The following is a 26,447-nucleotide window of genomic DNA, read 5'->3' on the forward strand; positions in this document are numbered from 1 at the left end:
GGTCCTTAGCGGGCCGGGCTTTTCTCATCCGGGAAGAGTGGCGGATGCAGGACAAGTAGTCTACAATAAGATGGTACATATCTAAAAGGGGGCTTTTCGCTGTGTCCGGTACGTTTATGCTGTTTACTTGGGGCGTTGCGATCATCTCGGCGCTGATTGCCACGTTTTCACTTAAAGCACCGCGTGTGCTTTCGATTATCTTAGGCGTCATCCTGGCGCAAGGTTTGATGTTTGCAGGCGGCCATATGCTGCACCTGGACTTTGGGCCGATCATCGACATCGGCGGCACATCGACACCTGTTGTGACCGACATCGTCCTCGCGCTGGTCGGCGCATTCCTGGGCGCATTTCTCACAAAGGCGTTCCGTCGCGGACGCTAACCTGCAAGCAGGCTAGAAAGGGTGTTTAGAGGGTGAACAAAAAAGCATTGGGCATTTTGTTTGCGGTCATGTTCCTGGTCATGCTGGGATTTGGCATCATCATCCCGGTCATGCCGTTCTTCGCGGAAGAACTGGGAGCTTCGCCGTTTGAGATGGGGCTGTTGATGGCTTCCTACTCGGTGATGCAGTTTCTGTTTGCACCGTTTTGGGGCGGCGTATCCGACCGGATCGGCCGCAAGCCGGTCATCCTGATCGGCATCTCCGGTCTGTCGTTGTCGTTCTTCCTCTTTGCGATGTCCGACCAGCTCTGGATGCTGTTCGCATCGCGGATTATCGCCGGGTTCCTGTCGTCGGCAAACATGCCGACCGTCATGGCCTATGTGGCGGACATCACGTCGCCGGAGAATCGGGGCAAAGGCATGGGCATGATCGGCGCATCGGTTGGACTTGGCTTTATCTTTGGTCCGGCGATCGGCGGGATCTTCTCCGCTGAAAGCTATGCGACGCCATTCTTCATCGCCGGTGTTGTCTCGGCCATCACGTTCCTGTTTGTCCTGTTTGTGCTCAAAGAGTCGCTGCCGCCTGAAAAGCGCCTGCAAAAAGGGCAAGGCGGATCGCGCTGGGCGGCATTCTCCGGCTCGCTGTCGATGCTCTACGTGCTGATGTTCTTCGTCTCCTTCTCGCTGGCGGCGCTCGAAGGCACGTTCGCCTACTTCGCAGCGGAGAAGGCGGGACTGGACACGGTGCATCTCGGCTACATCTTCATGATCATGGGGCTGGCCGGCGCGTTTGTGCAAGGCGGTCTGGTCGGACGCCTGATCAAGCAGCGCGGCGAGGGCATGGTGATCCAGCTTGGGCTGTTGATCTCGGCGATCGGCTTTGGCCTGATCCTGCTCACCAACTCGTTTTGGACGGCCGCATTGTTCCTTTCCATCTTCGGCATCGGCAACGGGCTGATCCGTCCGGCGGTGTCCGCGCTGATCACCAAGCGCACGACGGTTGGACAAGGGCAGGCAACCGGGCTGCTCTCGTCGTTCGAATCCTTGGGCCGCATCGGCGGACCGCCGCTGGGCGGCGCGGTGTACGCCTTGTCGATTGGCTATCCGTACATCGCAGGGATCATCTTGTCTGTGCTGGCGTTTGTGATCTATCGCATCTATGTGGCACGCGCAGGCGAAGCAATACCTGCCAACTCCTAATAAAAACCCGCGCTCTGCAGTTTGCAGGCGCGGGTTTTCTTATCTTGTCTTTTAATGTGCGAATCGGGTGCGCAGGTTCTTGAAGATAAACCAGAGCACAGCGAGGATGATCAGTCCCAAAATGCCATAGGAGAACGGCTTGATGTAAGGTTCAACAGCGTGCCAGTTGGCGCCAAGCTTAAAGCCAGCCCAGGTCAAGGCAACGTTCCACGGAATGCAGCCGATGAACGTAAAGATGGTGAATTTCCAGAAGTTCATTTTCGCGATGCCGGCCGGCAGCGAGATGAACGTGCGGATCACGGGCAGGTTGCGTCCGAAAAACGCGGCCCAGTCGCCATATTTCGCAAACCAGCGGTCGGCGGTGTGGATATGCTTTTCGTTGATCAGGATGTATCTCCCGTATTTCATCAGGAAGGCGCGCCCGCCGCTTGCTCCGATCCAGTAGGTGAGCACGGACCCAACCAAGTTGCCGAAAACACCGGCCCAGACAACCGGCCAGAACGACAGCAGGCCTTTTTCTGCCATAAAGCCGCCGTACAGCATGATGACTTCACTCGGGAGCGGGATACAAGCGCTTTCAATCAGCATCCCCCAGAAGATCCCCCAGTGTCCGAAGGCTTCAATCAGCCCTGTCGCAATGGCGGCGAGCCATTCGATCAATGCATGCAGCATGTGTACAATACCTCGCTTGTCTTGTCAGTCTCCTTCCTATTGTACACACTTTTTAAGCGGATTTGCCCATTTTTGCAAAAATTCACGAGTCTGATACATTTCTTGCAAAGCGGGCTGCCACTTGCGCAGACACTTTTGCAGGGGACGGTCCGGCTGGGTGATGTACTTGCGGATTTCTTTGTAGGCACTGTGCGGGAAAGACAAGAGCGCCAGCAGCACGTCGATCTCTTCCGGATCGACCGGGCGCTGCTCCTGATAGGCACGGAACACCTCGAGCGCGGCGTCCGGCGACCAACTGCAGGCGGGCAACACGTCTTGGAACAGGTTGGCGAGATCCTGCACGGGCACATCGAGCCGGAAGCCGTCGAAGTCTATGAGAGCGACGGCGCCGCTCTGGTCGACCGAGAAGTTTTCCGCTTTGATGTTGCCGTGCACCAGCGTCGGCACCACGTCCACGTCGCGCGCCAGCCGCTCATAGGCGGATGCTTGCAGCCGTTGCGCAGCTTCTGCTGCCTGGGCGAGAATCTGTGCACTGTCCTTGTTGATCATTTCTTCAAATTCATTCCGGGAGGTTGAGAGCGAAGCAAAGAACTCTTGCAGTTCTTCCGTCCGTTCGGCAAAGCGCCGGGCCCACTTGCCGGAGAAGTTCTGGGGCTTGGCGACAGGAGGGAAGGAGAGGCCTTTTGACGCGTGATGGAACCCGCCGAGCGTGGCGGCTGCGGTCAGCCACTCCGCATGCGATGAAGCATCCAGCGGACGGCCGACCCATGCGGTCAGGAAAAAGTGGCCGTGTTCGGTCTCGACGACCGGGTTGCCGTATAAGGTGGGGATTAGGCGCGGCGTGCCGGTGAAACCTTGCTTCCAGAGATATTCGATCGCGTAGTAGTCGAAGAACAGCCGGCCCAGCCCATGTTTGCCGCGCTTCAGGCAAAAATCGCCTTGCACCGTCTCGGCGCGCCAGACGGGACCTACCGCTGTCACCTTTTCCACGGCGAGCTGCCAATGCGTTTCGAGCAACCGTTTGACAGGAACCAAGTGACGCTCACCTCCGAATTCTATTTTGCAGGAATTTTTACATTTTATTGCGAACTCAACAGGAAAATTATTATGATCTGCGTATACTTGTCCTGCTCTGGCATATCTGTTATAGTAGGTTAGCATGTGTATTCAGGATGTATCTGGTACTCAATCTGTTTACAAGAGCTAGAAAAAGTGAGGGAAGACTTACATGAGCATATTAGGAACTCTGGCGGATGGTGCGTTTATTGCACTTCAAGGTTTGACGGGTGCTTTAAGTGCTTATCAGGTTGGCGTGTCCCTTTTCGGCATTCGCAAGCCGAAAGATACGATTACCCATGCTCCGGCGAAGTCTTTTGCGATCTTCGTCGCGGCGCACAATGAAGCAGAGGTTATTGAACCCCTGATCGAGAACCTGCAGCGTCTGGATTATCCGAAAGAGCTCTACGATATCTTTGTCATCTGTGACAACTGCACCGACAACACGGCTGAGATCGTGAGAAATGCCGGTGCCATCGCTTTTGAACGTTTCGATGATACGAAGCGCGGCAAAGGCTTTGCGATTGAGTGGATGCTGGAGCGTCTGTGGGAGCAAGAGAAACAATACGATGCTGTTGTCATGTTTGACGCTGACAACCTGGCAGCCAAAGACTTCTTGATTCATATGAACGAGAAGCTGATGCGCGGCGACCGCGTCATCCAAGGCTACCTGGACACCAAGAACCCCAACGACTCTTGGATTTCCGTCTCCATGGCGATCTCCTACTATTTCACCAACCGCATGTGGCAGCTCGCGCGCTACAACTTGGGCCTTTCCAACGCTCTGGGCGGCACGGGGATCTGCATCGACACCGATCTGCTCAAGGAAATGGGCTGGGGCGCTCACTCCTTGACGGAAGACGTGGAGTTTACGGCTCGCTGCGTACAGCGCGGGATCTACCCGACCTGGGCGCATGACGCGAAAGTATACGATGAGAAGCCAAACACGATGAAAGCATCGTGGAACCAGCGCCTGCGCTGGATGCAGGGTCACTTCGACTGCGCATCCCGCTACTTCTGGCCGCTGCTTGGCAAGAGCATCAAGAACCGCAACTGGGCGATGCTCGATGCGGCGCTCTACCTGTTCCAGCCGATGCGTCTGTTGATCATTCTCGTCACCTCGATCATCTTGTACCTGCAACTGGTCATGCCGTCCTGGTGGGCGGTCACCGACGTGCAGCGCGTCTTGCTGCCGACCGAATATTGGGTGCTGGTCAATGCGTTGCTCTACGCACAGCTTCCGCTTTCGATGTACTTGGAGAAAGCGAATTGGCGGGCGTATGCCGCACTTATCATCTATCCGATCTTCCTGATTTCCTGGTTCCCGATCACGCTGGTTGCTTTCTTTACGAAAAACAACAAGACGTGGAGCCACACGGTGCATAACCGCGCCATCCGTCTGGATGAGTTGAGCAACTAAAAACAACACCCCCCGCGAAAGCAGGGGGTGTTTCTGTGTATCCTTTGTGGGGAAAGGTATATATTACTGCACCGGATTGTCTTCGTCGAGTCCGAGCAGGATGGTGATGGCGTCACGGCCGGTCGTGCCGGGGACGATGCCCAACTCCTGCGCTTTGAGCGTGGTCGATTCCAGCGGTGCTGCAAGCAGTTCGTCGAGCGTTTTGACGCCGACCGCGCGTCCGGCGATGATCCCGCGACTGGCCAGCTTTTCGTTGAGCAGCCCGACATCGAGTGCGCCGCACATGATATACCCTTTTTCGGTCGTGACCATCACGAGATTGGTCTTGGGCAAAGTGACCGAGATCCCAAGCGCGATGCGATCACCAAATTGGATAGGGATGACGTTGATCATCAGACTCCTCCTTGTCAAAAATGCATTTCTGTATCACGATATGATCAGCGTGGTAACACTATGAGTTCGCGGAGGCAAGAAATGAAAATCGTACTCGCTACTTTGAATGCCAAATACATACATGCATCGCTCGCGCTGCGCTATTTGCGGGCGTTTGCCCAAACTGATTTTCCGAACATCGATCTGTGTGAATACACGATCAAAGACCAGCCGATGAACGTGGTCGCCGACATTTACAAGCGCAAGCCTGATGTGATCGGCTTCTCGTGCTATATCTGGAACATCGAAGAGACGATTCCGATCATCGAGATGCTGCGCAAAGTGCTGCCCGATGTAAAAATTGTCCTCGGCGGCCCGGAAGTCTCTTATGACACGGAAGAATGGATGGAGCGGATTCAGGCGGCCGACGCGATCGTCATCGGCGAAGGGGAGAAGACGTTCCACCACCTGCTGCAAGAGTTCAGCGGAGCCGGCCAGTTGGAGACGGTGCAGGGGATTGTCTACCGCAATGAAGAAGGGAAGCCGAAACGCTCCTTTTTCCGTGAAAAATTGGAGCTGGATGAGATCCCGACCCCTTTTGCCGATGAAGACATCCCGACGCTGACCAACCGCGTGGTGTATTTTGAAGCGTCGCGGGGCTGTCCGTTCTCCTGTTCGTATTGCTTGTCTTCGATCGAGACCGGCGTGCGCTATTTTGACATCGAGCGCACGAAGCGCGATCTGTTGCGCTTGGTCGAAGGCGGCGTGAAGACGGTGAAGTTTGTGGACCGGACGTTTAACATCCACATGCGTTATGCCTTGCAGATCTTTGAGTATCTGATCGAGCTGCACCAGACGCACAAGGACGTGGTGTTCCAGTTTGAGATCACCGCCGATATTTTGAAGCCGCGCGTGGTGGAATTTTTGGCTGAACATGCGCCGCCGGGGCTGTTCCGCTTTGAGATCGGCGTGCAGTCGACCAACGATGTGACCAACGAGATCGTCAACCGCAAGCAGAACTGGGAGAAGCTGACCAACACCGTGCTTGGCGTGAAAGCGACCGGCAAGATCGATCAGCATCTGGACTTGATCGCCGGCCTGCCGCAGGAGGACTACCACTCGTTTAAGAAGACGTTCAATGACGTGTTTGCGCTCGAGATCGAGGAATTGCAGCTCGGTTTCTTGAAAATGCTGCGCGGGGTTGGTGTGCGGCTTGATGCGGACAAGTACGGGTATCTCTTTATGGACAAGGCGCCGTACGAGATTTTGAGCAATGATGTGCTGCCGTTTGATGATGTGATTCGGATCAAGCGGGTGGAGGATGTGCTGGAGAAGTATTGGAATGCGCACCGCACCAATCGCACGGTGCGCTATCTGGTGGGCGAAGAGTTCCCGTCGGCGTTTGATTTCTTCCAGGACTTTGGCGACTACTGGGAGGAGCAGGGCTGGAACCGCATCGGGCATCAGGTGGAAGACCTGTTCCGCCGCTTGCTGGCCTTTTTGCAAGTGCGCGGGCTGAAGCGTGAAGATCTGGTGCTGGGCTTGATGAAGATCGATTATCTGATCGGCTTTAAAAACAAACCGCGCGGCATCTGGTGGGAGCGGACGCTGGAGAAAGCGGAAGCGCAGCAGTACATTCAGGCCGTTGTGGCCAGACCGGAGCTGCTCGGGGAGCAGTGGGCGCGTTTAGGGCTCAGCGAGCAGGAGATTCACAAGCATTGCCTCTTGGAGACGGTGCCGTTCCAACTGCTCGATGAGAAGGGGATGGCGTTTGAGCCGGGCGAAGAGCATCTGCTGATCACCTATTATGAGCCGGGGCAGAAGCAGGAGCCGCAGTTTTTCACCTGTGCGCGGAGCAAGGTGGAGCTCAGCTCTGTGAAAAGTTGATGAAGATCTGCTAACTTGTCTTGCCAGAGGGCCATGTGCAGTGGTATGTATGAAGGTGGAGTTTTTGTGAAAGGGGTTCGACCCGCCACATGCGTAAAAATGGTTCCTGGCTGATTTATCCGTTGTTTTTTATCGCGCTGATGTGGGCGCTGCATACGCTGACGAAAAATTTTATGACCGATCCGGAGTTCTCGAAGTTTCTGATGTACAAGACGATAGGCGATGGCTTTAATCAGGAGTTGTGGACGGTGCTGATCCGGGTGCACATCATCCTGGCGGTGACGGCGATTCTGGCCGGGCCGCTGGGGTTTGTGAAAAAAATTCGGGTGAAGCGTCCGGCGCTGCACCGGATGATCGGCAAGGTGTATATCGGCTCGATTCTGTTGAATGTCCTGCCGGCGCTGTATGTCGCGCTGCATGCGACCGGCGGTCTGATCGCCACGGTGGGCTTTTTCCTGCTCACCGCCGTCTGGCTATACGCGACGGTGAAAGCGTACACCACGATCCGCAAGCGGCAGGTGGAAGCGCACCGCCGCTGGATGATCCGCAGCTATGCGGTCACCTTGGCCAATAACACCTTGTACGTCGTCAACCTCGTCCTGGACAAGGCGTTTGGCCTGGAATATGTCCCCGCGTACGTCATCGCCGTCTGGTCCTGCTGGATGATCAACCTCTTCGTCGCCGAAGGGTACCTGAGGTTGCGCCGAAACGGACAAGCCGCGTAAGAAAAGCGAACTTGCCCGCGACATGCGACATGCGACATGCGACATGCGACATGCGACATGCGACATGCGACATGCGACATGCGACATGCGATCAGGTCTGCGGTAAAACAAAGACGCGCTCATTTATGAGCGCGTCTTGTTTTTGATGCGGGTCTGTACGGTATGTTCCAACTCGCGAATGACTGCTTCGCGTTCCTCATCGGGGACTTGCAGGAGCATGTCCGGCAGCGTCAGGAGGAAGTGCTGAATCTCCTCGGGATACGCATGTGCCGCCGCGGGCGTGACTTTGTAAACGGCCTGGTCTTCTTTCACCAGAGCCTCGTCGGTGCGGCCGAGCAGGAAGTCGTACGTGACGTCGAAGAAATCGGCGATCTTCTCTAAGGTGTCAAGGCGCGGAATGCGCTCGTCGTTCTCTTCGCTGTTTTCATAATGCGAGATCGAGGTGCGGTCGATGCCGACCTCTTTGGCCAGCGTCTCCTGGGACAGCTTTCTGTCTTTGCGGAGCGCTTTCAAACGCTGCGGAAAACCCATGGCTTTGTTCACCTTCTCTTGATGAAGTGCTGTCTTTCATCTTATCATTCGTTGTGCGGAATAAAAACTGTGCGCCTAACGCACTTGCTTATTGACAGTTGCGAAGCGGAAAACGTATGATAGTTTGTAAGAGGTGCGAGATAAGCACAACACTTTGGAGGTGTGTTTTCCCATGACGACCGAATTGCGCGCACGGCAAAGGCTGATCAATGCACGAAAAGGAAAACGGATGACGCAGGAGCAACTGGCAGCAGCGGTTGGCATCACACGCGCCTACCTCGCCAACATCGAACGGGGGAAACACGCTCCGTCGCTGCGGGTGGCATTTGAACTGGCCCGCGTGCTCGACGGGAAACTGGAGGATCTTTTTTTGGAAGACAGAGTGCGGAATACGCACAATATGTAAATGGGATGAAATTTACGATAGTAGAACTACAGATCTAAGTTTAACATAAAAGAGAGCGCAAAGGATATAATTTTGCTTTCCGAAACGTTTTCGGACATGATACTATGGTAGTGCGTTACATGGGGAAAGAAAAGGGGGCTTTTTGAGATGGATGAACAAACCAAGATGATAAAAGAACTCTGCGATACGGACGGCATTCCCGGTTTTGAGCGCGAAGTGCGCAACAAGATGCGCGAACTGCTGACTCCTGTGTCCGATGAGATCATCACCGACCGCATGGGCGGCATCGTCGGCAAGAAGACCGGAGATGCTAACGGGCCGAAGATCCTGTTTGCCGGCCACCTCGACGAAATCGGCTGGATGGTTACATATGTTACATCGAAGGGCTTCCTTCGCTTCCAACCGATGGGCGGCTGGTGGGCGCACGTGGTTTTGGCACAGCGCGTGAAGATCAAGACCCGCACCGGCGAAGTGCTGGGTGTGGTCGGCTCCAAGGCGCCGCACGCTCTCCCTGCGAAAGACCGCGAGCGCGTGCTGGAATTCAAGGAGATGTTCATCGACGTCGGCGCAACTTCCAAAGAAGATGTCGAAGAGATGGGCATCCGTCCGGGCGACATGATCGTGCCGATCTCCGAGTTCACCACGATGCGTAACGGCGACGTTTGGGTCGGCAAAGCGCTCGACAACCGCGCAGGCTGCGGTCTGGCGGTCGAAGTGATGCGCCGTCTGCAAAACGAATCGCACCCGAACATTCTGTTTGGCGGCGCGACCGTACAGGAAGAGATCCAGCTGCGCGGCGCAGGCGTCCTCGCCAACCTCGTTCAGCCGGACATCGCGTTTGCGCTCGACGTTGGCGTGGCGTACGACACCCCGGGTTTTGAAGGCTACCAGCAGTCTTGCAACTTGGGCGAGGGTCCGCTCAGCTTCATCTACGACACCTCGATGATCCCGAACGTGCCGCTGCGCGACCTCGTGCACGACACGGCGAAGGAACTCGGCATCAACCTGCAGGTCGATGCGCTGACCGGCGGCGGCCAGGACGGCGGCAAGTTCCACATCTCCAACCACGGCGTGCCGACGATCGCACTGGGCTTTGCGACCCGTTACATCCACTCGCACACCGCGCTGCTGTCCAAAAAGGACTGGGAGCAGGCGGCAGATCTGCTTGTCGCGGTGATTAAAAAGCTCGACCGCAAAACGGTGGACGCGATTCATAACTGGTAAGTTTCGCGGCTCCAGCAATCCCTTATCCTTTCGGATGAGGGATTTTTTTTATTTTGCCCATACTACGTGGGGAAAGGGGTGACGTTCTCGTTGGGTGTTCTGGACAATTACCCGCTGGTCGCTGCGCTCACGGCGATCGTGACCGCTCAGTTGATCAAGATTCCGCTGCACTTTTTGTTTCACCGCGAGTGGGACTGGAAGCGATTCGTTGGCACAGGCGGCATGCCGAGTTCGCACTCCGCAGGGGTGACGGCGCTGGCGTCGGCGGTGGGCTATCAGCAAGGGCTGGATTCGGCGTTTTTTGCGCTGGCGGTGATCTTAGGCTTGATCGTGATGTACGATGCGATGGGCATCCGCCGTCATGCCGGCGAGCAGGCGATCGCAATCAATGATTTGGAAACGGCGTTTGACCAGCATATTGAAACGGACGACCCGGAGTTTTCCCGCCGCCAGCTGCGGCGCAAGAAAAAGCAGCTCAAAGAACTGCTTGGCCACCATCCGATCGAAGTGGCGGGCGGGGCGGCGTATGGGATTGCCCTCGGGATCGCGCTGCACTGGCTGTATTTTTAGAGCAAAGGAGTTTTCCTGATGACGCGTTTTGAGCCTGATTTGGTCTTCTTCGAACCAAAAGCGCTCGAGTACCCGGTCGGAGATGCGTTGTATCGCCGTTTTAAAGCCACCGATATCCCGATCAAAGTCACCTCATCCCATAACCGCGTGACCGGGATTCCGGGCGATACGCCGTCCAAAGCGTACGCCAATGCCAAACGGACGCTGGTCGTTGGCGTCAAGCGCACGATGAAGCTGGACACGTCAAAGCCCTCGGCCGATTATGCCCTGCCCGTCTCGACCGGGTGCCCGGGACATTGCCATTATTGCTATCTGCAGACGACGATGGGCAAGAAGCCGTACGTGCGGGTCTACGTGAACATCGACGAAATTCTCGACAACGCGCAAAAATATATCGACGAGCGGGCGCCGGAAATCACCACATTCGAAGCAGCTTGCACATCCGATCCGATCGCAGTGGAGCATCTGACCGGCAATTTGAAGCGGATGATCGAGTTCATGGGCGCGCAGGACCTGGCGAAGTTACGTTTTGTCACCAAATACGACGATGTTGATCACCTGCTGGATGCCAAACATAACGGCAAAACGCGGTTTCGTTTTTCGATCAACTCGCGTTATGTGATCAAAAATTTTGAGCCGGGCGTCGCGCATTTTGATTCGCGGATCGAAGCGGCCGGCAAAGTGGCGAAAGCGGGCTATCCGCTGGGCTTTATCGTAGCTCCTTTGATCATCTATGACGGCTGGGAAGACGGGTATGCGGAGCTGTTCGAACGCCTGAGCCGGGAGCTGATCCCGGAAGCGAAGCAAGACCTGACGTTCGAGTTGATCCAGCATCGCTTCACGGCGACGGCAAAGCGGATCATTTTGCAAAATTACCCGGCGACGAAGCTGGAGATGGACGAAGAGAAGCGCAAATACAAGTACGGAAAATACGGACGGGGCAAGTGGGTCTATCAAGGCAGCGATGCGGACAAGCTGAATCTGCATCTTCGGGGCTGATTGAGGAATACTTTCCACAGGCCAAAATTGAGTATTTCACTTAGGAGGATGCGGAAATGGCAGAACGAGACGGCATCCGAAATGCCCTGATGGCAGAGTTTGAAGCAGCAACCGATGAAAGTTTTACCTATAAGAACCGATGGGGGGACGACAAAGTGGAAGAAAATCAAAATGTGATTGAAAAAGGCCTCGACGCAGCGCGCCAGGCGGCGCAAGAGGAAGGCATGCAAAACAAGGTGGAAGAGCTGGGCAGCCAGCTGCAGCAAGGCGTGAACACCGGCCGCAAAGACGAAGACGGCAACGGCCAGCCGCTGGCTGCTGCCCAAGACGGCTTCCGCGCCGATTACGACGACAGCTCCAACGTCTAAGCCAAAACAGAAAAAACGCCTTCTCCGAGGAGAAGGCGTTTTTGTTTCTTAGAACTCGATAGTGATGGTGATTTTGATGTTGCGCTCCATGAATGTCACCCCAATTCTATGATTCAAATTTTAAATCAGGACGGGAATAAGTTCTAGAATTCGATAGTGATGGTGATTTTGATGTTGCGCTCCATGAATGTCACCCCAATTCTGTTTTTTAAATTTTAAATCAGGACGGTATAAGTTCTAGAATTCGATGGTGATGGTGATTTTGATGTTGCGTTCCATGAATGTCACCCCCGGTCGTTTATTTATGTTAAATCAGGACGGTTAGGTTCTAGAATTCGATGGTGATGGTGATTTTGATGTTGCGCTCCATGAATGTCACCCCCGGCAAGTTATTTTATTTAAACCCCGGTAATTAAGGATTAGAATTCGATGGTGATGGTGATTTTGATGTTACGTTCCATGAATTTTCACCCCTTAGCCCCATATTTCGTTTCTTTTTTTAGAATGCTTTGAATTAGTTCTAGAATTCGATGGTGATGGTGATTTTGATGTTGCGCTCCATGTGTGGCACCCCCTTACATGTTAAGCTGTCTCGTAAGTGTTAACCTGCTGTTGACTACATTCTGGCATGAAAATAGTTTAAACGCAAGTATTTTCTGAAAAATTTATTTGCGTTATAATAGTTTCATAGTCAAGGCGGTAGTAAATAACTTTAACGTACATCGAGTAAAGTGAAAATTCTGACTAAAAATGATTCTAAAGAGGGGACTTATGATGGCTAACGTACAAACCAACACTTCGCTGCCCGAACCCAAACCGATGGGTTACAAAGAGTTACTTTCGATCCGTCATTATCTTTATCTATTAGGAGCACAGTTTGTCTCTGATTTAGGAGAAGGGGTTTATCGGCTGGCCTTGGCCTGGGCGATGCTGCAGATGACCGGATCGGCGTTGATGATGTCCACCGTGCTGGTGGCGCAGATGGTGCCGGCGATCATCTTTGGGATCTTTGCCGGGGTCATGGTCGACCGGGGGAACAAGCGCAAGTATATGCTGCAAGCCGACTTTTACCGGGGACTGGTCGTGGCGGCCGTCGTGGCCTTGTGGTATCTGGAGTGGCTGCAGCCGTGGATGCTGATCGTGGCTTCGGTGATCCTCGCTTCCTTTACGGCGTTCTTTACGCCGGCCCGCTCGGTGGCGGTGCGCTTTCTGGTGCCGGATCACGCGCTGATGCAGGCGAAGTCGCTGTCCTCCTCGACCAATACGATCGTCTCGCTGGTCGCTCCGGCGCTGGGCGGACTGCTGGTCGCTATCGATATGGGGCTGGCGTTTCTGGTCAACGCGGTGACGTTTTTCCTGTCGCTGCTCCTGATCTCCTTGATTCGCAACGAAGAGCTGACCAAGGTCGTCGAAGGCAAACTGAACTTCGCAATCTTTAAGAAAAGCCTGCAAGAAGGCTACAAGACGATCATGGGCAATCCAACTTTGAAATCGCTGGTCTATTATGTGGTGCTGCTCAACCTCTTGCTGGCGCCAAGCGGTGTTTTGATTCCGATGTATGCGTTTCAGGTGTCCGACATGGGCGCGACCGGCTTGGCCGTGTTTGAGATCACCTATTTTGCCGGGGTGCTGCTCGGGTCGATCGCCCTTGGCTACCTGACGCGCTGGCCGAAGATCGCGCTGGTCATCACGGGGATCGTGCTTTTGCTGGTGGCGTTCCTGGCGCTGGCGTTTGTGGAGAACTTCTACATCGCAACGGTGCTGATGCTGGTGCTGGGTCTGGGCACACCGATGACCAACGTGCCGCTGTCAACGATGTTCGCATTGAAAGTGCCGCGCGAACTGCTGGGGCGCGCGTCGAGTGCGATCGGGATTTTGACGATGACGTCCGCACCGCTGGCCTTGTCCTTGTCCGGGTCGGTGCTGGCGATGGTGTCGATCAGCGAGTTCTTCATGTACATCAGCGGATTTGGCCTGCTGCTCGTCGTGATGATGCTGCTCAATCCGGTGATTCGCAAATCGGAAGCGTAATCTGTGCGACAAAAACACCTTGCCCTCTACAGGCAAGGTGTTTTATTTTGTATAATCGACTTATGTTTGGAAGACAGTATGGAGTAAAAAGGAGTCTAGTGCAGTGGGAAAAGTGTTGATGACAGCTTTAACGATCCTCTTGGCGGCCGGAGCGGCCGGATGCAGCGCAAACGGCGCGCCGAATCCGAACACGCAGATCAAGACGCCTGACGTGGTGAAGAATCCGCCGCAGCAGGAGCAAGAGCCGGAAGCGGTGACCACGCAGGCGACGGTGGCGGCGATCGGAGATATTTTGATTCACTCGTCTTTGTACAAAGATGCGCAGACGGCAAATGGCGGCTATGATTTCCGCTATCAGTTTGAGCTGGTCAAGCCGTATCTGCTCAAGCCGGACCTGGCGATCGCCAACCAGGAGACGATGATCGGCGGCGTGGAGGTCGGCTTGTCCGATTATCCGATGTTCAACTCGCCGCAGGAAGTGGGCGATGCGCTGAAAGATGCCGGGATCGACGTGGTGTCGATCGCGAACAACCACTCGCTCGATGCGGGGGAGGCGGGGATTCGCAGCGCCTTGCAGCATTGGAATGAGCTGGGGATTCCTTATGTCGGGGTCTATGCCTCGCCCGAAGACCAGCAGCAGATTCGCGTGGTCGAGAAAAACGGGATTACGTTTGCGATCTTGTCGTACACGTACGGAACAAACGGGATTCCGGTGCCGGAAGGAAAAGACTATCTGGTCAACCTGATCGACCCGGAGCAGATGAAAGCGGCCGTGCGGGAAGCGAAAAAGCAGGCCGACGTGGTGATCATGAACCTGCATACGGGCAATGAGTATCAGCGCCAGCCAAGCGATGAGCAAAAAGCTTTGGTGCGGGAGATGACCAAAGAAGGCGTCGACATCGTGCTGGGGCATCATCCGCATGTGCTGCAGCCGGTGGAGTGGATCGACAATGGTGATGGGCGTAAGTCGTTTGTGGTCTATTCCCTGGGCAATTTCATCTCCGGACAAGATGAGATTTACCGCGAGATCGGCGGCATTTTGGAGCTGGACGTGGAGAAGGTGACCCAAGGCGACGAAAAGACGATCACCTTGAAAAATCCGGCCTTCCTGCCGGTCTGGACGCACAAGCGCAACTGGCGCCAATACAAAGTGTATCCGCTCGCCGAGGTGACTCCCGAACAGCTGCCGAAAAGCAAGGAGCTCTACGAGGAGATCAACACCCACATGAAGCAATGGGTGCCGGAGCTGAAGAATACGCTCCCTAAGTAAATCATCTACTTATTAAGTAATAGAGGCTATTATGTAAGAGTCTATATTATATGAAGAAACACGTTTTATACTACACAAAAAACACCTCTGCCTTATGCGGGCGAGAGGTGTTTTTGCTATTCGCGCTCGATTTTGTCGAGGACGACAGAAAGGGCGAGGGCGCGGGATGTGGTGAGGTTGCTCCCGTAGACGATCAGCTTGTCCCCGTCGACCGGGGTGCCGATGGCGTAGAATTCGCCTTTGAGATTCTCGTAGACTTCGATGTTGAAGTCGCCTTTTTCCGTTTGGTACTCATAGATTTCTTTGCGCAGCAGGGTGCCGCCCTCGGGGACTTCCGTTTCGGTCCATTCTTTTGGCATTTGCATGCAAACATTCACCCCTTCGAGAAAATTGTTTTGCGCTGGAAGAAGGGAAGAGCGAATAGCTCTTCCTTTTTTAGTTTCGTTCTTTTTTAGTTCAGTTGCTCTTTTAGATGAGTTTGTACATCATCAGGTCATCGACATACTGCCCGTTGAGGAAAAATTCCTGCACGAGACGCCCTTGCTCGATGTAGCCGCAGCGCTTGTAGAACTCGATGGCGCCAGAGTTGGTCGCCAGTACGCGCAGTGCGACTTTGCGCTTGCCTTCCCGGAGCGCCTTGTCTTCGATCGCTTGCATCAGTTGGCGGCCAACGCCTTTGCCTTGATAGTCAGGGTGTACGGCGATCGACAGCTCGGCCACATGATCGTTGCTCGGCAGGCCGGTCGGGTTGCGGCTTTGCACATAGCCGCAGACCACACCTTCAGATTCGGCGACGATTTGCGAGCCGGGCGGGCAGCGGTCCAGATATTCTTCGGTCGAGTTCCAGCTGTTGTCGGAGACTGCGCTGTCGGTCGACCAGGCGATGTTATCGAGGGCGACCAATTGTACCGCATCTTCAGCAGTGGATGGACGAATGATCAGCATCAGGAAATACCTCCTTTATGTTACAATAACGGTAATCGAGTGGTTCGGAAAGGGGTTATTTTTGATGAGCGCTGTGGTGCGCGAACGGCTGGCAGAACTTTTGTCCGCCCAAGGCAAGCTGACCTTTGCGGAATTTATGGATACAGCATTGTATCATCCGACGGCGGGCTACTACAACCGCCCGGAGATGACGATCGGGCCAAGGGGCGATTTCTACACATCGCCGATGGTGCATCCGATCTTTGGCGCCTGTGTGGCGCGGCAGGTCTGGCAGATGTGGAATCTGCTCGGCAAACCCGATCCGTTTTTCGTGCTGGAGATGGGGGCTGGCGTCGGCACGATGGCAGTCGATTTCCTGCGCATGGCGGAGCGCGATGCGGCGTTTTACGCGGCGGTGCGCTACCACATCGTTGAGCAGGGGGCGGCGCTTCGCGGGAAGCAGCAGGCTGCCGTGGAAGGGGCCGGGCATGGGAACAAAGTCGAGTGGTTTGAGACGCTGCAGCAGGTGCCGTGGGGACAGGTTGGGGTGATTTTCAGCAACGAGCTGTTCGACGCCTTGCCTGTGCACCGGCTGGGCAAGACGGATGACAGCTATGTGGAATTTTACATCGCGGCGGACGGTGGGGGCTACCGCGAAACGGCGGGGGAGCTGTCCGACCCGAATTTGCTGAAGCTGGTCGATGCAGAGACGCTTGAGCTGCTGCAGCCGGGCGAGCGCTTTGAAGTCTGTCCGGCGGCGGGTGAAGTGATCGAAGCGATGGGGAGCTTGCTGGAACAAGGCTTTGTGCTGACCATCGACTACGGCAATCTCGCGCCTGATGTACACTTGCGCCACCGCAAAGGGACAGGTGTGCGGGCGTTTTGGAAGCAGAAGCTGGTCGAGCCTCTGGAGCAGGTCGGCGAGCAGGATTTGACGGCCGATCTGGACTTCTCGCTTTTGATCCGGCGCGGGGAGAATGCAGGGCTGTACGAGGTTGGTTTTACCGATCAGATGCATTTTCTCGGCGGCAACGGCTTCTTGCAAAAAGTCGCCGAGCTGCAGAAGCGGGCGCGGGAGAAGATGGACCTGATGGCCGATGAAGAGCTGCACAAAATGCTGGCGCTGTTTATGCCGCAGTCGCTGGGCGAAGTGTTTAAAGTGCTGATTCAGGTCAAAGGCCTCGAAGCGGCGCAGCTAAAAGAGAAGCTGGGGGCTCTGACATTTTCACTGGATGAGTAGGACACAGGAGGGCCGGTACGTTGGAGAGAAAGACGTTGTTGATCGATATGGACTCGGTGATCGTCGACCTGATGAGCGAATGGTTTCGCCGCTACAATGAGGAGCATGGCGATGATCTGACGGTGGAGCGGATCGAGTGCTGGCAGACGGAAAAGTATGTGAAGCCGGAGTGCGGCACGAAGATCTATGACTATCTGGATGCGCCGGGCTTGTTTCGCGGGCTGAAGCCGCTCCCGCATGCGTTGGAAGTGCTGGAGCGGCTGGCGAAGGTGTATGACATTCTGATCGTGACTTCTTCGCGGACGTTTGCGTACACGGAGAAAGAGCAATGGGTGGAGGAGCATCTGCCCTTTATCGGCAAAAGCAATCTGATCTTTGCCCATAAAAAGGACAGGATTCGCGGCGATCTGCTGTTTGATGATGCGCCGCACAATCTGGAAGCATTTCTGGCGACGGGCCGGCCGGCGGTCGCGATGGACTATCTCTATAACCGCTCGGTCGATGTGCCGCGCGTGTCCGGGTGGCTGGCGTTTGAATCGTTTCTTGCCGGGCGAAAGTGGGGGAGCGAGGGTGAACAGGCAACGTGATGTGGTGATTCTCGGCGGCGGTCCGGCAGGCATGACCGCCGCGCTATGGTGCAAGCGGCTGGGGCTGTCGCATCTCCTGCTGGAGTCGCAGGAGTCGCTGGGCGGACAGCTGTTTGCGATCCACAATGAAGTGATCGATTATCCGGCCGTGCCGGTCAAGAGCGGCGCGGAACTGCAGGAGAAATTTGCCGCGCATGTGGAACTGCTTGACTGTGAGATCGAGTGCGGCGTGTCGGTGCGCGAGGTGAATCTGGCTGAGCGCTTCTTGACGGTCGGCAAGGAGGGCGGCGAGGAAGCGCGGATCGATTTTCACGGGCTGATCGCAGCGACCGGGGGTGCGGAGCGCAGACTTGGCGTGCCCGGCGAGCAGGAGATGATCGACCGTGGCGAAGTGTATTCGGCGACGCGCGACCGCGAGCGTTTTGCCGGCAAGCGGGCTGCTGTTGTCGGCGGCGGCGACCGGGCGTTTGAAGGCGCGCTGCTTTTGGCCGAGCGCGGGGCGGACGTGGTGTTGATCCACCGCTCCGGACAGTTTAAGGCGCGGGAGGAATTTTTGCATCCGGTGCTGGCCCATCCGAAGATCGAGATCGTGACTGATGCCCGGGTGGAGCGGATTTACGGAGCGGAGCGGGTCGAGGGCTTGGACGTGGCGTTACAAGACGGCACGGTGCAGCGGTTGGATGTGGCGGGGCTGTTTGTGCGGATCGGTGTGGAGCCGAACTCGCATTTGCTGCGCGGACAGGTCGAGACCGATGCGGAAGGCTATCCGCTGGTCGATGCGACCGGGCAGACCAGCGTCGCCGGCGTGTTTGCCGTCGGCGACCTTTGCACGCGTCCGCTGTATTCGGGCATCGCGTCGGCGGTGGGACAGGCGATGGTGGCGGCGAAGCAGTTGTCGCTGTATGTCGAGCAAAAGGGGGCGGAGCTGTGAGGTACGAATTTGCAGGTTCATATCCTGGCCAGCAGGTGCGGCTGAGCTTTGACCGCTGCGATTTTCAGGAGGCCGGGTATGTGCTGGTCTTTGCTTTTTATCAAGGGCAGCTGGTGATGACCCGCCATCAGAAGCGGGGCTGGGAGATCCCCGGCGGCACGCGGGAGCAGGGCGAATGGACGGTGCAGACGGCGATTCGCGAAGTGTATGAGGAGACGGGCGCCGAAGTGTGCGCCATCGAGCCGATTGGGCAATATGTGATCGAAGCGGACGGCGTGGCACTTTGGATCAAGACGATCTATGTCGCTGAGATTGCCGAACTGCATCCGCTGCCCGCCGGGTTCGAGACGGAAGAAGTGCGCCTGTTTGACGAGCCGCCGACGCCAGAGGAAGTGAAGGCAGGAGCGGAGTACAGCTTGATTCTGAAAGATGACGTGTACGCGCACGCGTTGGAGCGGGTGCGCGGGCATCGCTTCAGCACGAGGTGAGCGGTATGGCGCAACTGTGGCAAGGGTTGACGGCAGAAGAGTGGGACACGCCGCAGGTGGTCGTGCATCGCGGACGGCTGCAGGATAACATCGCAAGCATGGCGGCGTTTGCCCGGCAGCATGGCGTGCAGGTGCGGCCGCATGTGAAGACGCACAAGACGTGGGAGATATTCGCGATGCAGCAGGCGGCCGGCGCGGTCGGGCTGACTTGCGCCAAGCTCGGCGAAGCGGAAGTGTTTTTGCAGCGCGGGGTGAAAAGTGTGCTGGTCGCCTATCCGCTGGTCGGGACGCGCAAGCTGGAGCGGCTGTTTGAGCTCATGACGCGTTTTCCGGCGGCGGAGGTGCAGACGATCGTCGACAGCCCGGAACGGGCGGCAGAGCTCGCGCAGGCGGCCGCAGCACAGGGTGTCGAGCTGCCGGTCTGGGTGAAGGTGGACTCTGGACTGCGCCGGGTAGGTGTATCGCCCGGAGCGCCTGCTGCCGAACTGGTGCGGGAGGTGCGCAAGTTGTCCGGTCTCCGTCTGCTCGGCTTGTTGACGCACGCCGGACATGCCTACGGAGCGGCGTCGTATGAGCAGGTCGCCGAGATCGGTGCAGCCGAGGCCGGGTGCCTGCTGGAGACGGCAGAACTGCTGGCGGCGGAAGGTGTGACCGGGCTTGGCATCAGCGTCGGCTCCACCCCGACCGTCAAGGTGTCGGGTGCAGTGCCGGGCGTGACGGAGATTCGGCCGGGCAACTATGTGTTTTACGATGCGACGCAGGTCCGGCTCGGGGTGGCGACGCCGGAGCAGTGCGCCTTGCGCGTGCTGACCCGGGTGGTGGCGCGGCCGGAAGCAGGGCGGATCGTCATCGACGCCGGAGCGAAAACGCTGGCGCTCGACAAAGGCGCACACGGCAGCGACGCTGTCGCCGGACACGGGCTGATCGTCGGGCATGAAGGCGCGGTAATTGAGCGTTTGTCGGAAGAGCACGGCGTGGTGCGAATCGCTGAGGACAGCCCGATTCGCGTTGGCGATGTGCTGGAGATCATCCCCAACCATTCCTGCCCGGTGGCGAATCTGACCGATGAGCTGACAGCGATCGGCGAGGATGGAAGTTTGGAAACGTGGAACGTGATCGCACGAGGAAAAATGAGATAAAGAAAAACCGCCGACTTGTGGGAGTCAGCGGTTTTTTTATTTACGGCACCCATTGCACTTCGTCTTTGATCACGCGCGCCGGATTGCCGCCGACCACCGCGTTTGGCGGCACGTCTTTGGTGACGACCGCGCCGGCTGCGATCACCGCGCCATCGCCGATGGTGACGCCTTTCATGATCGTGGCGCGGGAGCCGATCCAGACCCGGTTGCCGATGGTGATCTTCTTGGTGTTCACCGCGCCTTCCGCGATGCGGTGGAAGTCGGTGTCCATCACCTGCACGTCCCAGGAGATCGCGCAATCGGTGCCGATCACGACTTCTGTCTTCACGATCAGCTTGGAGTTGGCGGTGATGTAGCTGCGGTCGCCGATCGTCAGTTTTGCGCCCGGCCCGACGAGGACGCGCACGCCGGGGCCAAAGCGGACTTTGCCGTCGATGTTCAGCACGCCGCCGGCACCGACCTGCATGACATTGCGGTCGATGCCCTCTTGTCCGTTTTGGCCGATCTGCGTGTCGAGACGGCCGACGATCAGCTGTTCGCGGACGATGACGGTCGCCGTTTTCGCGATGCTCCAGCGCGTTTTCCAGTGTGTGAAAACGATCAGGGGCATCGAGTATCGCTTGGTGATGCGGCCTGTCCAGTAGATGCTTTTTATATAGTTCAGGGCGTCCCCTGTGATCAGTCGCTGAAAGACTCCGAGGAGCCGTGTTGCAAAACCCAATGCTGATTCCTCCCCTTTTTTAGATCGAACTTTATCAGTATACCATGTTGGAGTGCTAGAAAAGGGGCAGTTTCTCGAACGATGCTCCTAAAATGTCTTGAGACGGCGCGCCAAGCGAACCTTCGAGCAGGGTGGCATACACGGAGCGGAAGTCGACCGTGTAGCGCAGATTGCCGTCCTCGAGCTTGGTGAGGCTGGGCATTTCACCGTACAGACCGCCTTTGACCCGGCCGCCGAGGACGAGCACAGGCGCTGCGGTGCCATGGTCGGTGCCTGCCGAGGCGTTTTCTTTCAGCCGTCTGCCAAATTCCGAGTAGACGACCACGGTGACTTTATCGGCCAGCCCGCGCTGCTCCAAGTCCTGGTAAAAAGCGGACAGGGCGGCGTCCACCTCCAGCAGCAGGCGGGCGTGCTGGCCTTTTTCCTGCGCATGGTCGTCAAAGCCGCCATGCTGTGTGAAATACGCTTTCGAGCCCACGCCCGCCCCGATGAACTGGCCGATCAGCTGCAGATTTTGCGCCAGCGGCGATTTGTCCGCATAGAGCGGGGAGTCGTGCTGCTGGCTCAACTTGGTCTGCACGCGGTCGGAAGCGGTGAGCGCCGACGCGCCTTTGGCCTGCACGAGGCGCAGCGTTGTCGTGTCGGTCGCCTGGTACATGCCGCGCAGCGCCTGCTGGCGCAGATCGCGCTCCTGCTCCCGGAAGCGGGTGAGCATCAGTTGGAACGCTTCGACGTTTTCGATCGCCGGAACCTCGTGTTTGGCAGCTGCAAAAATTTTCGAAGGCGCGCCGACCGTAACCGCTGCGAGCGGATTGTTGGCGGTCGGCTGGCTGAGGTCGAGATAGCGCCCGAGCCAGCCGGTCGTCATGTCGGTGCGCTCCGGCGCCGCCGTCTGCCAGATCTCCAGCGAGCGAAAATGCGAGCGGCTGGGCTGCGGATAGCCGACACCGTTGATGATGGCGAGCCGTCCCTTGTCATACAGCTTCTTTAGCCCTTTGAGACTGGGGTGCAGCCCCAGAGTGTTGTTGAGCAGCAGCACTTCGCGCTGCTTGAGGGCGAGCGTCGGGCGGTTGTCATAGTAGGTGCCATAGCCGTAGGGGACGACCGTGTTCAGGCCGTCGTTGCCGCCGGAGAGCTGGACGACAACTAGAAAGTTGTCGCGGGCGGTCGGCGGTGACAGCGCCGGAACCGCCTCGTCCGCCTGCATCTGCTCCCACTGGTACCAGCCGACAGGGCCGGCGAGGGAGAGCAGGAGGAGGGCAGCGCCGCCTTTTTTCAAAAATTCGCGTCTATTCATCTGCAAGGGGCCCTCCTCGTTATAATGTTTGAGCTTCCGGCGAAATGAACAGCAGGTGCAGAAGCCCGCGCAGCTTTTTCTCGCCGGTCGCTTTCGTTTGTTTGAGATAGTGTTCGATCTGCCCGCGCGTCTGCTTGGACAGGTCTTGCAGACCGACCCGCTTCAGGCAGAGATCGAGCTGTTCGGCTGACGGCCAGCCTTGCAGCGGGACATTTTCCGCCATCACTTCCGCGTAGTTGAAGCGGGCAAACATCATCGACGAGGACAGCCAGGCCGCACCCGACGGCCAGCCCGCTACATTGGGCGGATCAAAAAGATCCTGCCCCATCAGGTGCAGCGCCTGCAAGGTCATCATCTGGTGCTTCTCCTGCAGCTCCAGGCCGGGGAAGAGGCCCAAGATGCCGATGATGTATTCGACCGGGCTTTTCACCCGTGCCCGATAGGCGCGGTCCGAATAAAACGCTTCCGAGTTGAACATGGCGCGAAGCAATGCTGTGAGCTCGAAGTTGCTCTTGGTAAATGCATCGATCACCGGCTTCAGCACATGCGGCTCGGGGTTCGGATAGGTGAAATACTCCCACAGCTTCGTCGCGAGCAGCTTCGCACAGGCCGGGTGTCTGACGAGTATTTCGAGCGTTTCCTGCAAGTTGTAATCGCCGCTCTTGCCAAGGATCGTTTTCCGTCCCTCATCGTGATTGAATTCGGAAAAGGTCACCGTCTGCGGGCCCAGCGGGTCTTTGCGGTTCAACCGCCAGCCGGTCAAAGCGCGGGCCGCTTCTTGCACGTCCCGTTCGGTGTAGTTGCCGACGCCAAGCAGAAACAATTCCATCAGCTCGCGGGAAAAATTTTCGTTTGGTGCCGCTTTGATATTTGCGTTGTTGTCCAGCCAGATCATCATCGCCGGGTCGATCGACACCTCATAAGCGAGCTTGCGAATGTTCCCAAGGGCATGGCGGCGCAGAAGCATATTTTGCCGGGCCATAAAATCGGGCCGCTTGACCTTCTGGATGCCCGAGGTGAAATGCCCGTGCCAAAACAAGGTCATCTTCTCCTGCAAGGGATGCTTGGACTTCATCATCTGCCCAAGCCACCACAAGGTCAGATCCTGCACCTCGTTTTTCTCCCAGATCATGCTCATCGGCGGCTGGGGCGCCTCGGGCGGCGCGGTCAGAATCTGCTCGACCACCGCAGCGACCCGCCTGCTTTTGGCGACTGTTGTGGTGCCTGGCGCTGCAAATCCTGTCCGCCGCAGCAAATGCGCAATCTTCGCTTCCTCTGTCGCCAACCGCAATGGGCTCGACCCCCTTTATCGTTGTCTCCATCATAATACAAAAAAGGCGACCTTTACAGGTCGCCTTTTGCAGAAAATTCGCCGATTTAACTCTTACGCGAATTCCTTCATGGATTTCAGGAAGTCCTCTGCGGAGAGGGTGATGTCATGGTGTACGATTGCTTGCTCACGGTAGCCCGGGATCAGGTCTTCGTACGCCTTGATCTCTTCGTTGCGGTAGATGATGCCTTTAACCAGACCGCGCTTCTCGGTGATCGTGGTGATCGCCTGGATGCGGTTGGTCGGGTCGTAGCCTTCCACCTCGTCGAGGTTGGTCAGGTTTTCTTTGTACCAGTCGTAGGTGTTCACCTTGTTGTAGGTGACGCACGGCGAGTACACGTTGACCAGCGAGAAGCCTTTGTGCGCGATCGCTGCCTTGACGATCTCAGTCATCTGCTTGATGTCCGAGGAGAAGGATTGCGCGACGAAGCCTGCGCCCGCTGCCAGTGCCACTTGGGTCGGGATCAGCGAGTTCTCGATGTTGCCTTCCGGAGTGGACTTCGGGTTCTTGAAGCCGTGTGCGGAAGTCGGGGACGTTTGACCTTTGGTCAGACCGTAGATCTGGTTGTCCATGGTGATGTAGGTGATGTCCATGTTGCGGCGTGCCGCATGCATGAAGTGGTTGAGGCCGATACCAAAGCCATCGCCGTCGCCGCCGGAAGCGATAACAGTCAGGTCGCGGTTGGCCAGTTTCACACCTTGTGCCACCGGCAGGGAACGGCCGTGGATGGTGTGGAAACCGTAGGAGTTGATGTAACCGGAGATACGGCCGGAGCAGCCGATACCGGAGATGACAGCACACTCTTCCGGCTCTTTGCCGAGTTCAGCCAAAGCGCGCTGAATCGCAGCTTGAACGGAGAAGTCGCCGCAGCCCGGGCACCAGTTCGGACGGACGTTGTTACGGAAATCTTTTACTGTTGCCACTGTTAGTTCATCTCCTTAATAAAGTTGTAGATCTCAGACGGAACAAACGGGTTGCCGTCGTATTTGACTTGGGACTTGAGGTCGCCTTGGATGCCGTTGAAGCGCATGATGTTCAAGAGCTGGCCGGTCGCGTTGTTCTCGATGACGAGAATTTTCTTCGCGCGGTTCACATAGTTTTGAACGGATGCGGTCGGGAACGGGTTGAGAGCCTTGATGTGCAGGTGGCCGACTTTTTGGCCTTCTGCGTGCAGGCGCTCCATCGCTTCCCCGATCAGGCCCGCGGTGGAGCCGACGCCGATCAGCAGCAGATCGTAATCATCATTGCCGTCGAAGGAGAAGGAGTTCGGCAGTTCGAGACCTGCCAGTTTGCCAAGGCGCTTATCCATCATCTTGATACGGATGCCCGCATCCTCGATCGGACGGCCGACTTCGTTATGCTCGACGCCGGTCACGTGGTGGATGCCGCCTTTTTGGCCCGGGAAGACGCGCGGAGAGATGCCGTCTTCGGTGAACTTGTAACGCTTGAACAGTTCGCCTTCCGGAGTTGCAGCCAGATCTTCAGCGGTAGCCAGGTTGCCGCGCTCGATGGTGATCTTGCTGTGATCAAAAGGTTCAACGGTCTGGTCGGCCAGGGACAACGCCAGGTCGGTCAGAACGATGGTCGGAACTTGGTATTTGTCTGCCAGGTTGAACGCTTCAGCGGTCATGTAGAAGCATTCTTCCGCATTGGACGGGGAGAGAACGATCTTCGGGATCTCGCCGTGCGTGCCCCACAGAGCTGCATACATGTCGGACTGCTCATGTTTGGTCGGCATACCGGTGGACGGACCGCCGCGCTGGGTGTCGAAGATGACGAGCGGAGTCTCGGTGATGCCGGAGAGGCCGATCGCTTCCATCATCAGGGACAGACCCGGGCCGGACGTCGAGGTGCAGACGCGGGAGCCGCCGAAGGAAGCGCCGATGCACATGGTGAGCGCAGCGATCTCGTCTTCGGTCTGCAGCACGTGGCCGCCGACTTTCGGCAGTTTCTTGATTAAGTATTCCATGATATCGGATGCAGGGGTGATCGGGTAGGCCGGCATCAGGCGCACGCCTGCTGCCAGGGAGCCAAAGCCGCACGCATCGTTACCGGTCAGGAACAGGCGTTCCTTGCCGTCGCCCGGTGCCAATTGCAGGTCGGACAGGTCGATGCCCTGGTCGATGATGTATTGCATGCCCGCTCGCAGAGCGTCCATGTTCGCGTTGACAACGTTTTCGCCTTTGCGCAGGAAGCGGTCCTGAATGACAGACAGGAAGGTGTCCGGGTTGATCCCAAGCACTGCTGCAGATGCGCCGACAGTAACCATCGTACGCATGATCGCCGAACCGTTGTCTTCTGCGATTTTCGTCAGCGGCACGGAGAAGAAGCGGATGTTCTTTCCTTCCGGTGCAACCGGGTTAAACTTCGCGTCGGCGATCAGGACGCCGCCGTCACGCAGTTCGTGCGCGTTGAAGTCGATCGTCTCCTGGTCAAAAGCGATCAAAATGTCCAGGTAGTCCGCATTTGCCAGGCGCTGCTTGGTTGCGATGCGGATTTTGTAGTTGGTATGGCCGCCTTTGATACGAGACGAGAAATGACGATACCCGTAGATGAAATAACCGTGACGGTTCAGAGCGGTTGCCAATACTGCACCGGTGGAGTCAATACCTTCACCTTGCTGGCCCCCAACTTTCCAAGAAAGCTGATCTAACATTCGTTGTTCCACTCCTCGTTGAT

26 protein-coding genes and 2 pseudogenes are annotated in these 26,447 nt (G+C 56.8%); 17 read left to right on the plus strand and 11 right to left on the minus strand.

The window, feature by feature from the left end; translation table 11 throughout:
* The first annotated feature begins 101 nt into the window (after window positions 1-101).
* Both CBW65_RS13445 and CBW65_RS13450 read left to right on the plus strand, forming a co-directional pair.
* A complete protein-coding gene (locus tag CBW65_RS13445) occupies window positions 102-380 on the plus strand; it encodes a hypothetical protein (protein ID WP_087457290.1) in 279 nt (92 codons plus the stop codon).
* A gap of 68 nt (window positions 381-448) precedes the next feature.
* Window positions 449-1,579, plus strand: coding sequence for an MFS transporter (locus CBW65_RS13450; protein WP_087459235.1), 1,131 nt, complete (start codon window positions 449-451; stop codon window positions 1,577-1,579).
* 51 nt (window positions 1,580-1,630) lie between these two features.
* Here CBW65_RS13450 and CBW65_RS13455 read toward each other — a convergent pair whose 3' ends face one another.
* Together CBW65_RS13455 and CBW65_RS13460 are read right to left on the minus strand one after the other, a co-directional pair.
* Entirely contained in the window at window positions 1,631-2,251 is a 621-nt protein-coding gene (locus CBW65_RS13455) for a DedA family protein (RefSeq protein WP_087457291.1), read from the minus strand.
* A 36-nt stretch (window positions 2,252-2,287) separates the two neighbouring features.
* On the minus strand, window positions 2,288-3,286 hold the full coding sequence (locus CBW65_RS13460) for a CotS family spore coat protein (RefSeq protein WP_157721940.1): 999 nt from the start codon (window positions 3,284-3,286) through the stop codon (window positions 2,288-2,290).
* 193 nt (window positions 3,287-3,479) lie between these two features.
* Here CBW65_RS13460 and CBW65_RS13465 point away from each other — a divergent pair, with 193 nt between their 5' ends.
* Window positions 3,480-4,727, plus strand: coding sequence for a glycosyltransferase family 2 protein (locus tag CBW65_RS13465; protein WP_087457293.1), 1,248 nt, complete (start codon window positions 3,480-3,482; stop codon window positions 4,725-4,727).
* Window positions 4,728-4,790: 63 nt separating this feature from the next.
* Here the strand turns inward: CBW65_RS13465 and CBW65_RS13470 are convergent, their stop codons facing one another.
* Complete coding sequence (locus tag CBW65_RS13470; RefSeq protein ID WP_087457294.1) at window positions 4,791-5,120, minus strand: YunC family protein; 330 nt, start codon at window positions 5,118-5,120, stop codon at window positions 4,791-4,793.
* An 81-nt stretch (window positions 5,121-5,201) separates the two neighbouring features.
* Between CBW65_RS13470 and CBW65_RS13475 the strand changes: the two genes are divergently transcribed.
* Both CBW65_RS13475 and CBW65_RS13480 read left to right on the plus strand, forming a co-directional pair.
* Window positions 5,202-6,986 carry a B12-binding domain-containing radical SAM protein gene (locus tag CBW65_RS13475; protein ID WP_087457295.1) on the plus strand — a complete coding sequence of 595 codons (1,785 nt, stop codon included), beginning with the start codon at window positions 5,202-5,204 and terminating at the stop codon, window positions 6,984-6,986.
* An 89-nt stretch (window positions 6,987-7,075) separates the two neighbouring features.
* Window positions 7,076-7,711: a DUF2306 domain-containing protein gene (locus CBW65_RS13480; protein WP_087457296.1), complete on the plus strand. Its 636-nt coding sequence runs from the start codon at window positions 7,076-7,078 to the stop codon at window positions 7,709-7,711.
* A 123-nt stretch (window positions 7,712-7,834) separates the two neighbouring features.
* On the opposite strand, the gene CBW65_RS13485 is transcribed toward CBW65_RS13480, so the two are convergent.
* Entirely contained in the window at window positions 7,835-8,242 is a 408-nt protein-coding gene (locus CBW65_RS13485; RefSeq protein WP_087457297.1) for a helix-turn-helix domain-containing protein, read from the minus strand.
* Window positions 8,243-8,414: 172 nt separating this feature from the next.
* On the opposite strand from CBW65_RS13485, the gene CBW65_RS13490 reads away from it, so the two are divergent.
* The 7 genes and pseudogenes from CBW65_RS13490 to CBW65_RS13520 all read left to right on the plus strand — a co-directional run bounded on the left by CBW65_RS13490 (window position 8,415) and on the right by CBW65_RS13520 (window position 15,110).
* The gene (locus CBW65_RS13490; protein WP_087457298.1) at window positions 8,415-8,648 is read left to right on the plus strand and encodes a helix-turn-helix transcriptional regulator; all 234 of its coding nucleotides are present in this window, start codon (window positions 8,415-8,417) and stop codon (window positions 8,646-8,648) included.
* Between the two features lie 147 nt (window positions 8,649-8,795).
* Complete coding sequence (locus tag CBW65_RS13495; RefSeq protein ID WP_087457299.1) at window positions 8,796-9,872, plus strand: M42 family metallopeptidase; 1,077 nt, start codon at window positions 8,796-8,798, stop codon at window positions 9,870-9,872.
* 78 nt (window positions 9,873-9,950) lie between these two features.
* On the plus strand, window positions 9,951-10,442 hold the full coding sequence (locus CBW65_RS13500) for a divergent PAP2 family protein (protein WP_232463324.1): 492 nt from the start codon (window positions 9,951-9,953) through the stop codon (window positions 10,440-10,442).
* 18 nt (window positions 10,443-10,460) lie between these two features.
* Window positions 10,461-11,485, plus strand: a pseudogene (gene splB, locus CBW65_RS13505) (spore photoproduct lyase).
* Window positions 11,486-11,497: 12 nt separating this feature from the next.
* Complete coding sequence (locus CBW65_RS13510) at window positions 11,498-11,809, plus strand: hypothetical protein (protein WP_087457300.1); 312 nt, start codon at window positions 11,498-11,500, stop codon at window positions 11,807-11,809.
* 774 nt (window positions 11,810-12,583) lie between these two features.
* Entirely contained in the window at window positions 12,584-13,840 is a 1,257-nt protein-coding gene (locus CBW65_RS13515; protein ID WP_157721941.1) for an MFS transporter, read from the plus strand.
* Between the two features lie 103 nt (window positions 13,841-13,943).
* Window positions 13,944-15,110 (plus strand): CapA family protein, encoded by a 1,167-nt coding sequence (locus CBW65_RS13520; protein ID WP_232463325.1) that lies wholly within the window; start codon window positions 13,944-13,946, stop codon window positions 15,108-15,110.
* A 116-nt stretch (window positions 15,111-15,226) separates the two neighbouring features.
* Here the strand turns inward: CBW65_RS13520 and CBW65_RS13525 are convergent, their stop codons facing one another.
* Together CBW65_RS13525 and CBW65_RS13530 are read right to left on the minus strand one after the other, a co-directional pair.
* Window positions 15,227-15,475, minus strand: coding sequence for a hypothetical protein (locus CBW65_RS13525; protein WP_087457302.1), 249 nt, complete (start codon window positions 15,473-15,475; stop codon window positions 15,227-15,229).
* Between the two features lie 103 nt (window positions 15,476-15,578).
* A complete protein-coding gene (locus tag CBW65_RS13530; RefSeq protein WP_087459238.1) occupies window positions 15,579-16,055 on the minus strand; it encodes a GNAT family N-acetyltransferase in 477 nt (158 codons plus the stop codon).
* Window positions 16,056-16,119: 64 nt separating this feature from the next.
* On the opposite strand from CBW65_RS13530, the gene CBW65_RS13535 reads away from it, so the two are divergent.
* Genes CBW65_RS13535 through CBW65_RS13555 form a run of 5 tightly spaced genes read left to right on the plus strand, consistent with a single transcriptional unit; the run spans window position 16,120 to window position 20,419 of the window.
* Window positions 16,120-17,274, plus strand: a complete 1,155-nt coding sequence (locus CBW65_RS13535; RefSeq protein ID WP_157721942.1) for a class I SAM-dependent methyltransferase — start codon at window positions 16,120-16,122, stop codon at window positions 17,272-17,274.
* Window positions 17,275-17,294: 20 nt separating this feature from the next.
* Window positions 17,295-17,861, plus strand: a complete 567-nt coding sequence (locus CBW65_RS13540) for a 5' nucleotidase, NT5C type (protein ID WP_232463326.1) — start codon at window positions 17,295-17,297, stop codon at window positions 17,859-17,861.
* Window positions 17,845-18,792 carry an NAD(P)/FAD-dependent oxidoreductase gene (locus CBW65_RS13545; protein WP_157721943.1) on the plus strand — a complete coding sequence of 316 codons (948 nt, stop codon included), beginning with the start codon at window positions 17,845-17,847 and terminating at the stop codon, window positions 18,790-18,792. Before CBW65_RS13540 ends, CBW65_RS13545 begins: the two co-directional genes overlap by 17 nt.
* The gene (locus CBW65_RS13550) at window positions 18,789-19,280 is read left to right on the plus strand and encodes an NUDIX domain-containing protein (RefSeq protein WP_087457305.1); all 492 of its coding nucleotides are present in this window, start codon (window positions 18,789-18,791) and stop codon (window positions 19,278-19,280) included. The genes CBW65_RS13545 and CBW65_RS13550 overlap by 4 nt, the downstream gene beginning before the upstream one ends.
* A gap of 5 nt (window positions 19,281-19,285) precedes the next feature.
* Window positions 19,286-20,419, plus strand: a complete 1,134-nt coding sequence (locus CBW65_RS13555) for an alanine racemase (RefSeq protein ID WP_087457306.1) — start codon at window positions 19,286-19,288, stop codon at window positions 20,417-20,419.
* Window positions 20,420-20,459: 40 nt separating this feature from the next.
* Here the strand turns inward: CBW65_RS13555 and CBW65_RS25390 are convergent.
* From CBW65_RS25390 to CBW65_RS13580, 5 genes and pseudogenes are all read right to left on the minus strand, one after another.
* Window positions 20,460-20,633: pseudogene (locus CBW65_RS25390) on the minus strand (DapH/DapD/GlmU-related protein); the annotation flags it as partial.
* A gap of 562 nt (window positions 20,634-21,195) precedes the next feature.
* Window positions 21,196-22,437 carry a DUF1501 domain-containing protein gene (locus CBW65_RS13565; protein WP_087457307.1) on the minus strand — a complete coding sequence of 414 codons (1,242 nt, stop codon included), beginning with the start codon at window positions 22,435-22,437 and terminating at the stop codon, window positions 21,196-21,198.
* Between the two features lie 19 nt (window positions 22,438-22,456).
* Window positions 22,457-23,728, minus strand: a complete 1,272-nt coding sequence (locus tag CBW65_RS13570) for a DUF1800 domain-containing protein (RefSeq protein WP_087457308.1) — start codon at window positions 23,726-23,728, stop codon at window positions 22,457-22,459.
* 93 nt (window positions 23,729-23,821) lie between these two features.
* A complete protein-coding gene (locus CBW65_RS13575; RefSeq protein WP_087457309.1) occupies window positions 23,822-24,691 on the minus strand; it encodes a 2-oxoacid:ferredoxin oxidoreductase subunit beta in 870 nt (289 codons plus the stop codon).
* A gap of 2 nt (window positions 24,692-24,693) precedes the next feature.
* Window positions 24,694-26,424 carry a 2-oxoacid:acceptor oxidoreductase subunit alpha gene (locus CBW65_RS13580; protein WP_087457310.1) on the minus strand — a complete coding sequence of 577 codons (1,731 nt, stop codon included), beginning with the start codon at window positions 26,422-26,424 and terminating at the stop codon, window positions 24,694-24,696.
* Between the last annotated feature and the right edge of the window lie 23 nt (window positions 26,425-26,447).

Source organism: Tumebacillus avium (assembly GCF_002162355.1).
Classification (GTDB): domain Bacteria; phylum Bacillota; class Bacilli; order Tumebacillales; family Tumebacillaceae; genus Tumebacillus_A; species Tumebacillus_A avium.

Excerpts from the sequence above, each read along its gene's own strand:
- CBW65_RS13465 (WP_087457293.1), top strand. The coding sequence starts at position 3,480 with ATGAGCATATTAGGAACTCTGGCGGATGGTGCGTTTATTGCACTTCAA.
- CBW65_RS13450 (WP_087459235.1), top strand. The coding sequence starts at position 449 with ATGTTCCTGGTCATGCTGGGATTTGGCATCATCATCCCGGTCATGCCG.
- CBW65_RS13525 (WP_087457302.1), bottom strand. The coding sequence starts at position 15,475 with ATGCAAATGCCAAAAGAATGGACCGAAACGGAAGTCCCCGAGGGCGGC.
- CBW65_RS13495 (WP_087457299.1), top strand. The coding sequence starts at position 8,796 with ATGGATGAACAAACCAAGATGATAAAAGAACTCTGCGATACGGACGGC.
- CBW65_RS13535 (WP_157721942.1), top strand. The coding sequence starts at position 16,120 with ATGAGCGCTGTGGTGCGCGAACGGCTGGCAGAACTTTTGTCCGCCCAA.
- CBW65_RS13455 (WP_087457291.1), bottom strand. The coding sequence starts at position 2,251 with ATGCTGCATGCATTGATCGAATGGCTCGCCGCCATTGCGACAGGGCTG.
- CBW65_RS13485 (WP_087457297.1), bottom strand. The coding sequence starts at position 8,242 with ATGGGTTTTCCGCAGCGTTTGAAAGCGCTCCGCAAAGACAGAAAGCTG.
- CBW65_RS13580 (WP_087457310.1), bottom strand. The coding sequence starts at position 26,424 with ATGTTAGATCAGCTTTCTTGGAAAGTTGGGGGCCAGCAAGGTGAAGGT.
- CBW65_RS13470 (WP_087457294.1), bottom strand. The coding sequence starts at position 5,120 with ATGATCAACGTCATCCCTATCCAATTTGGTGATCGCATCGCGCTTGGG.
- CBW65_RS13515 (WP_157721941.1), top strand. The coding sequence starts at position 12,584 with ATGGCTAACGTACAAACCAACACTTCGCTGCCCGAACCCAAACCGATG.
- CBW65_RS13555 (WP_087457306.1), top strand. The coding sequence starts at position 19,286 with ATGGCGCAACTGTGGCAAGGGTTGACGGCAGAAGAGTGGGACACGCCG.
- CBW65_RS13530 (WP_087459238.1), bottom strand. The coding sequence starts at position 16,055 with ATGCTGATCATTCGTCCATCCACTGCTGAAGATGCGGTACAATTGGTC.
- CBW65_RS13490 (WP_087457298.1), top strand. The coding sequence starts at position 8,415 with ATGACGACCGAATTGCGCGCACGGCAAAGGCTGATCAATGCACGAAAA.
- CBW65_RS13510 (WP_087457300.1), top strand. The coding sequence starts at position 11,498 with ATGGCAGAACGAGACGGCATCCGAAATGCCCTGATGGCAGAGTTTGAA.
- CBW65_RS13475 (WP_087457295.1), top strand. The coding sequence starts at position 5,202 with ATGAAAATCGTACTCGCTACTTTGAATGCCAAATACATACATGCATCG.
- CBW65_RS13565 (WP_087457307.1), bottom strand. The coding sequence starts at position 22,437 with ATGAATAGACGCGAATTTTTGAAAAAAGGCGGCGCTGCCCTCCTCCTG.
- CBW65_RS13480 (WP_087457296.1), top strand. The coding sequence starts at position 7,076 with ATGCGTAAAAATGGTTCCTGGCTGATTTATCCGTTGTTTTTTATCGCG.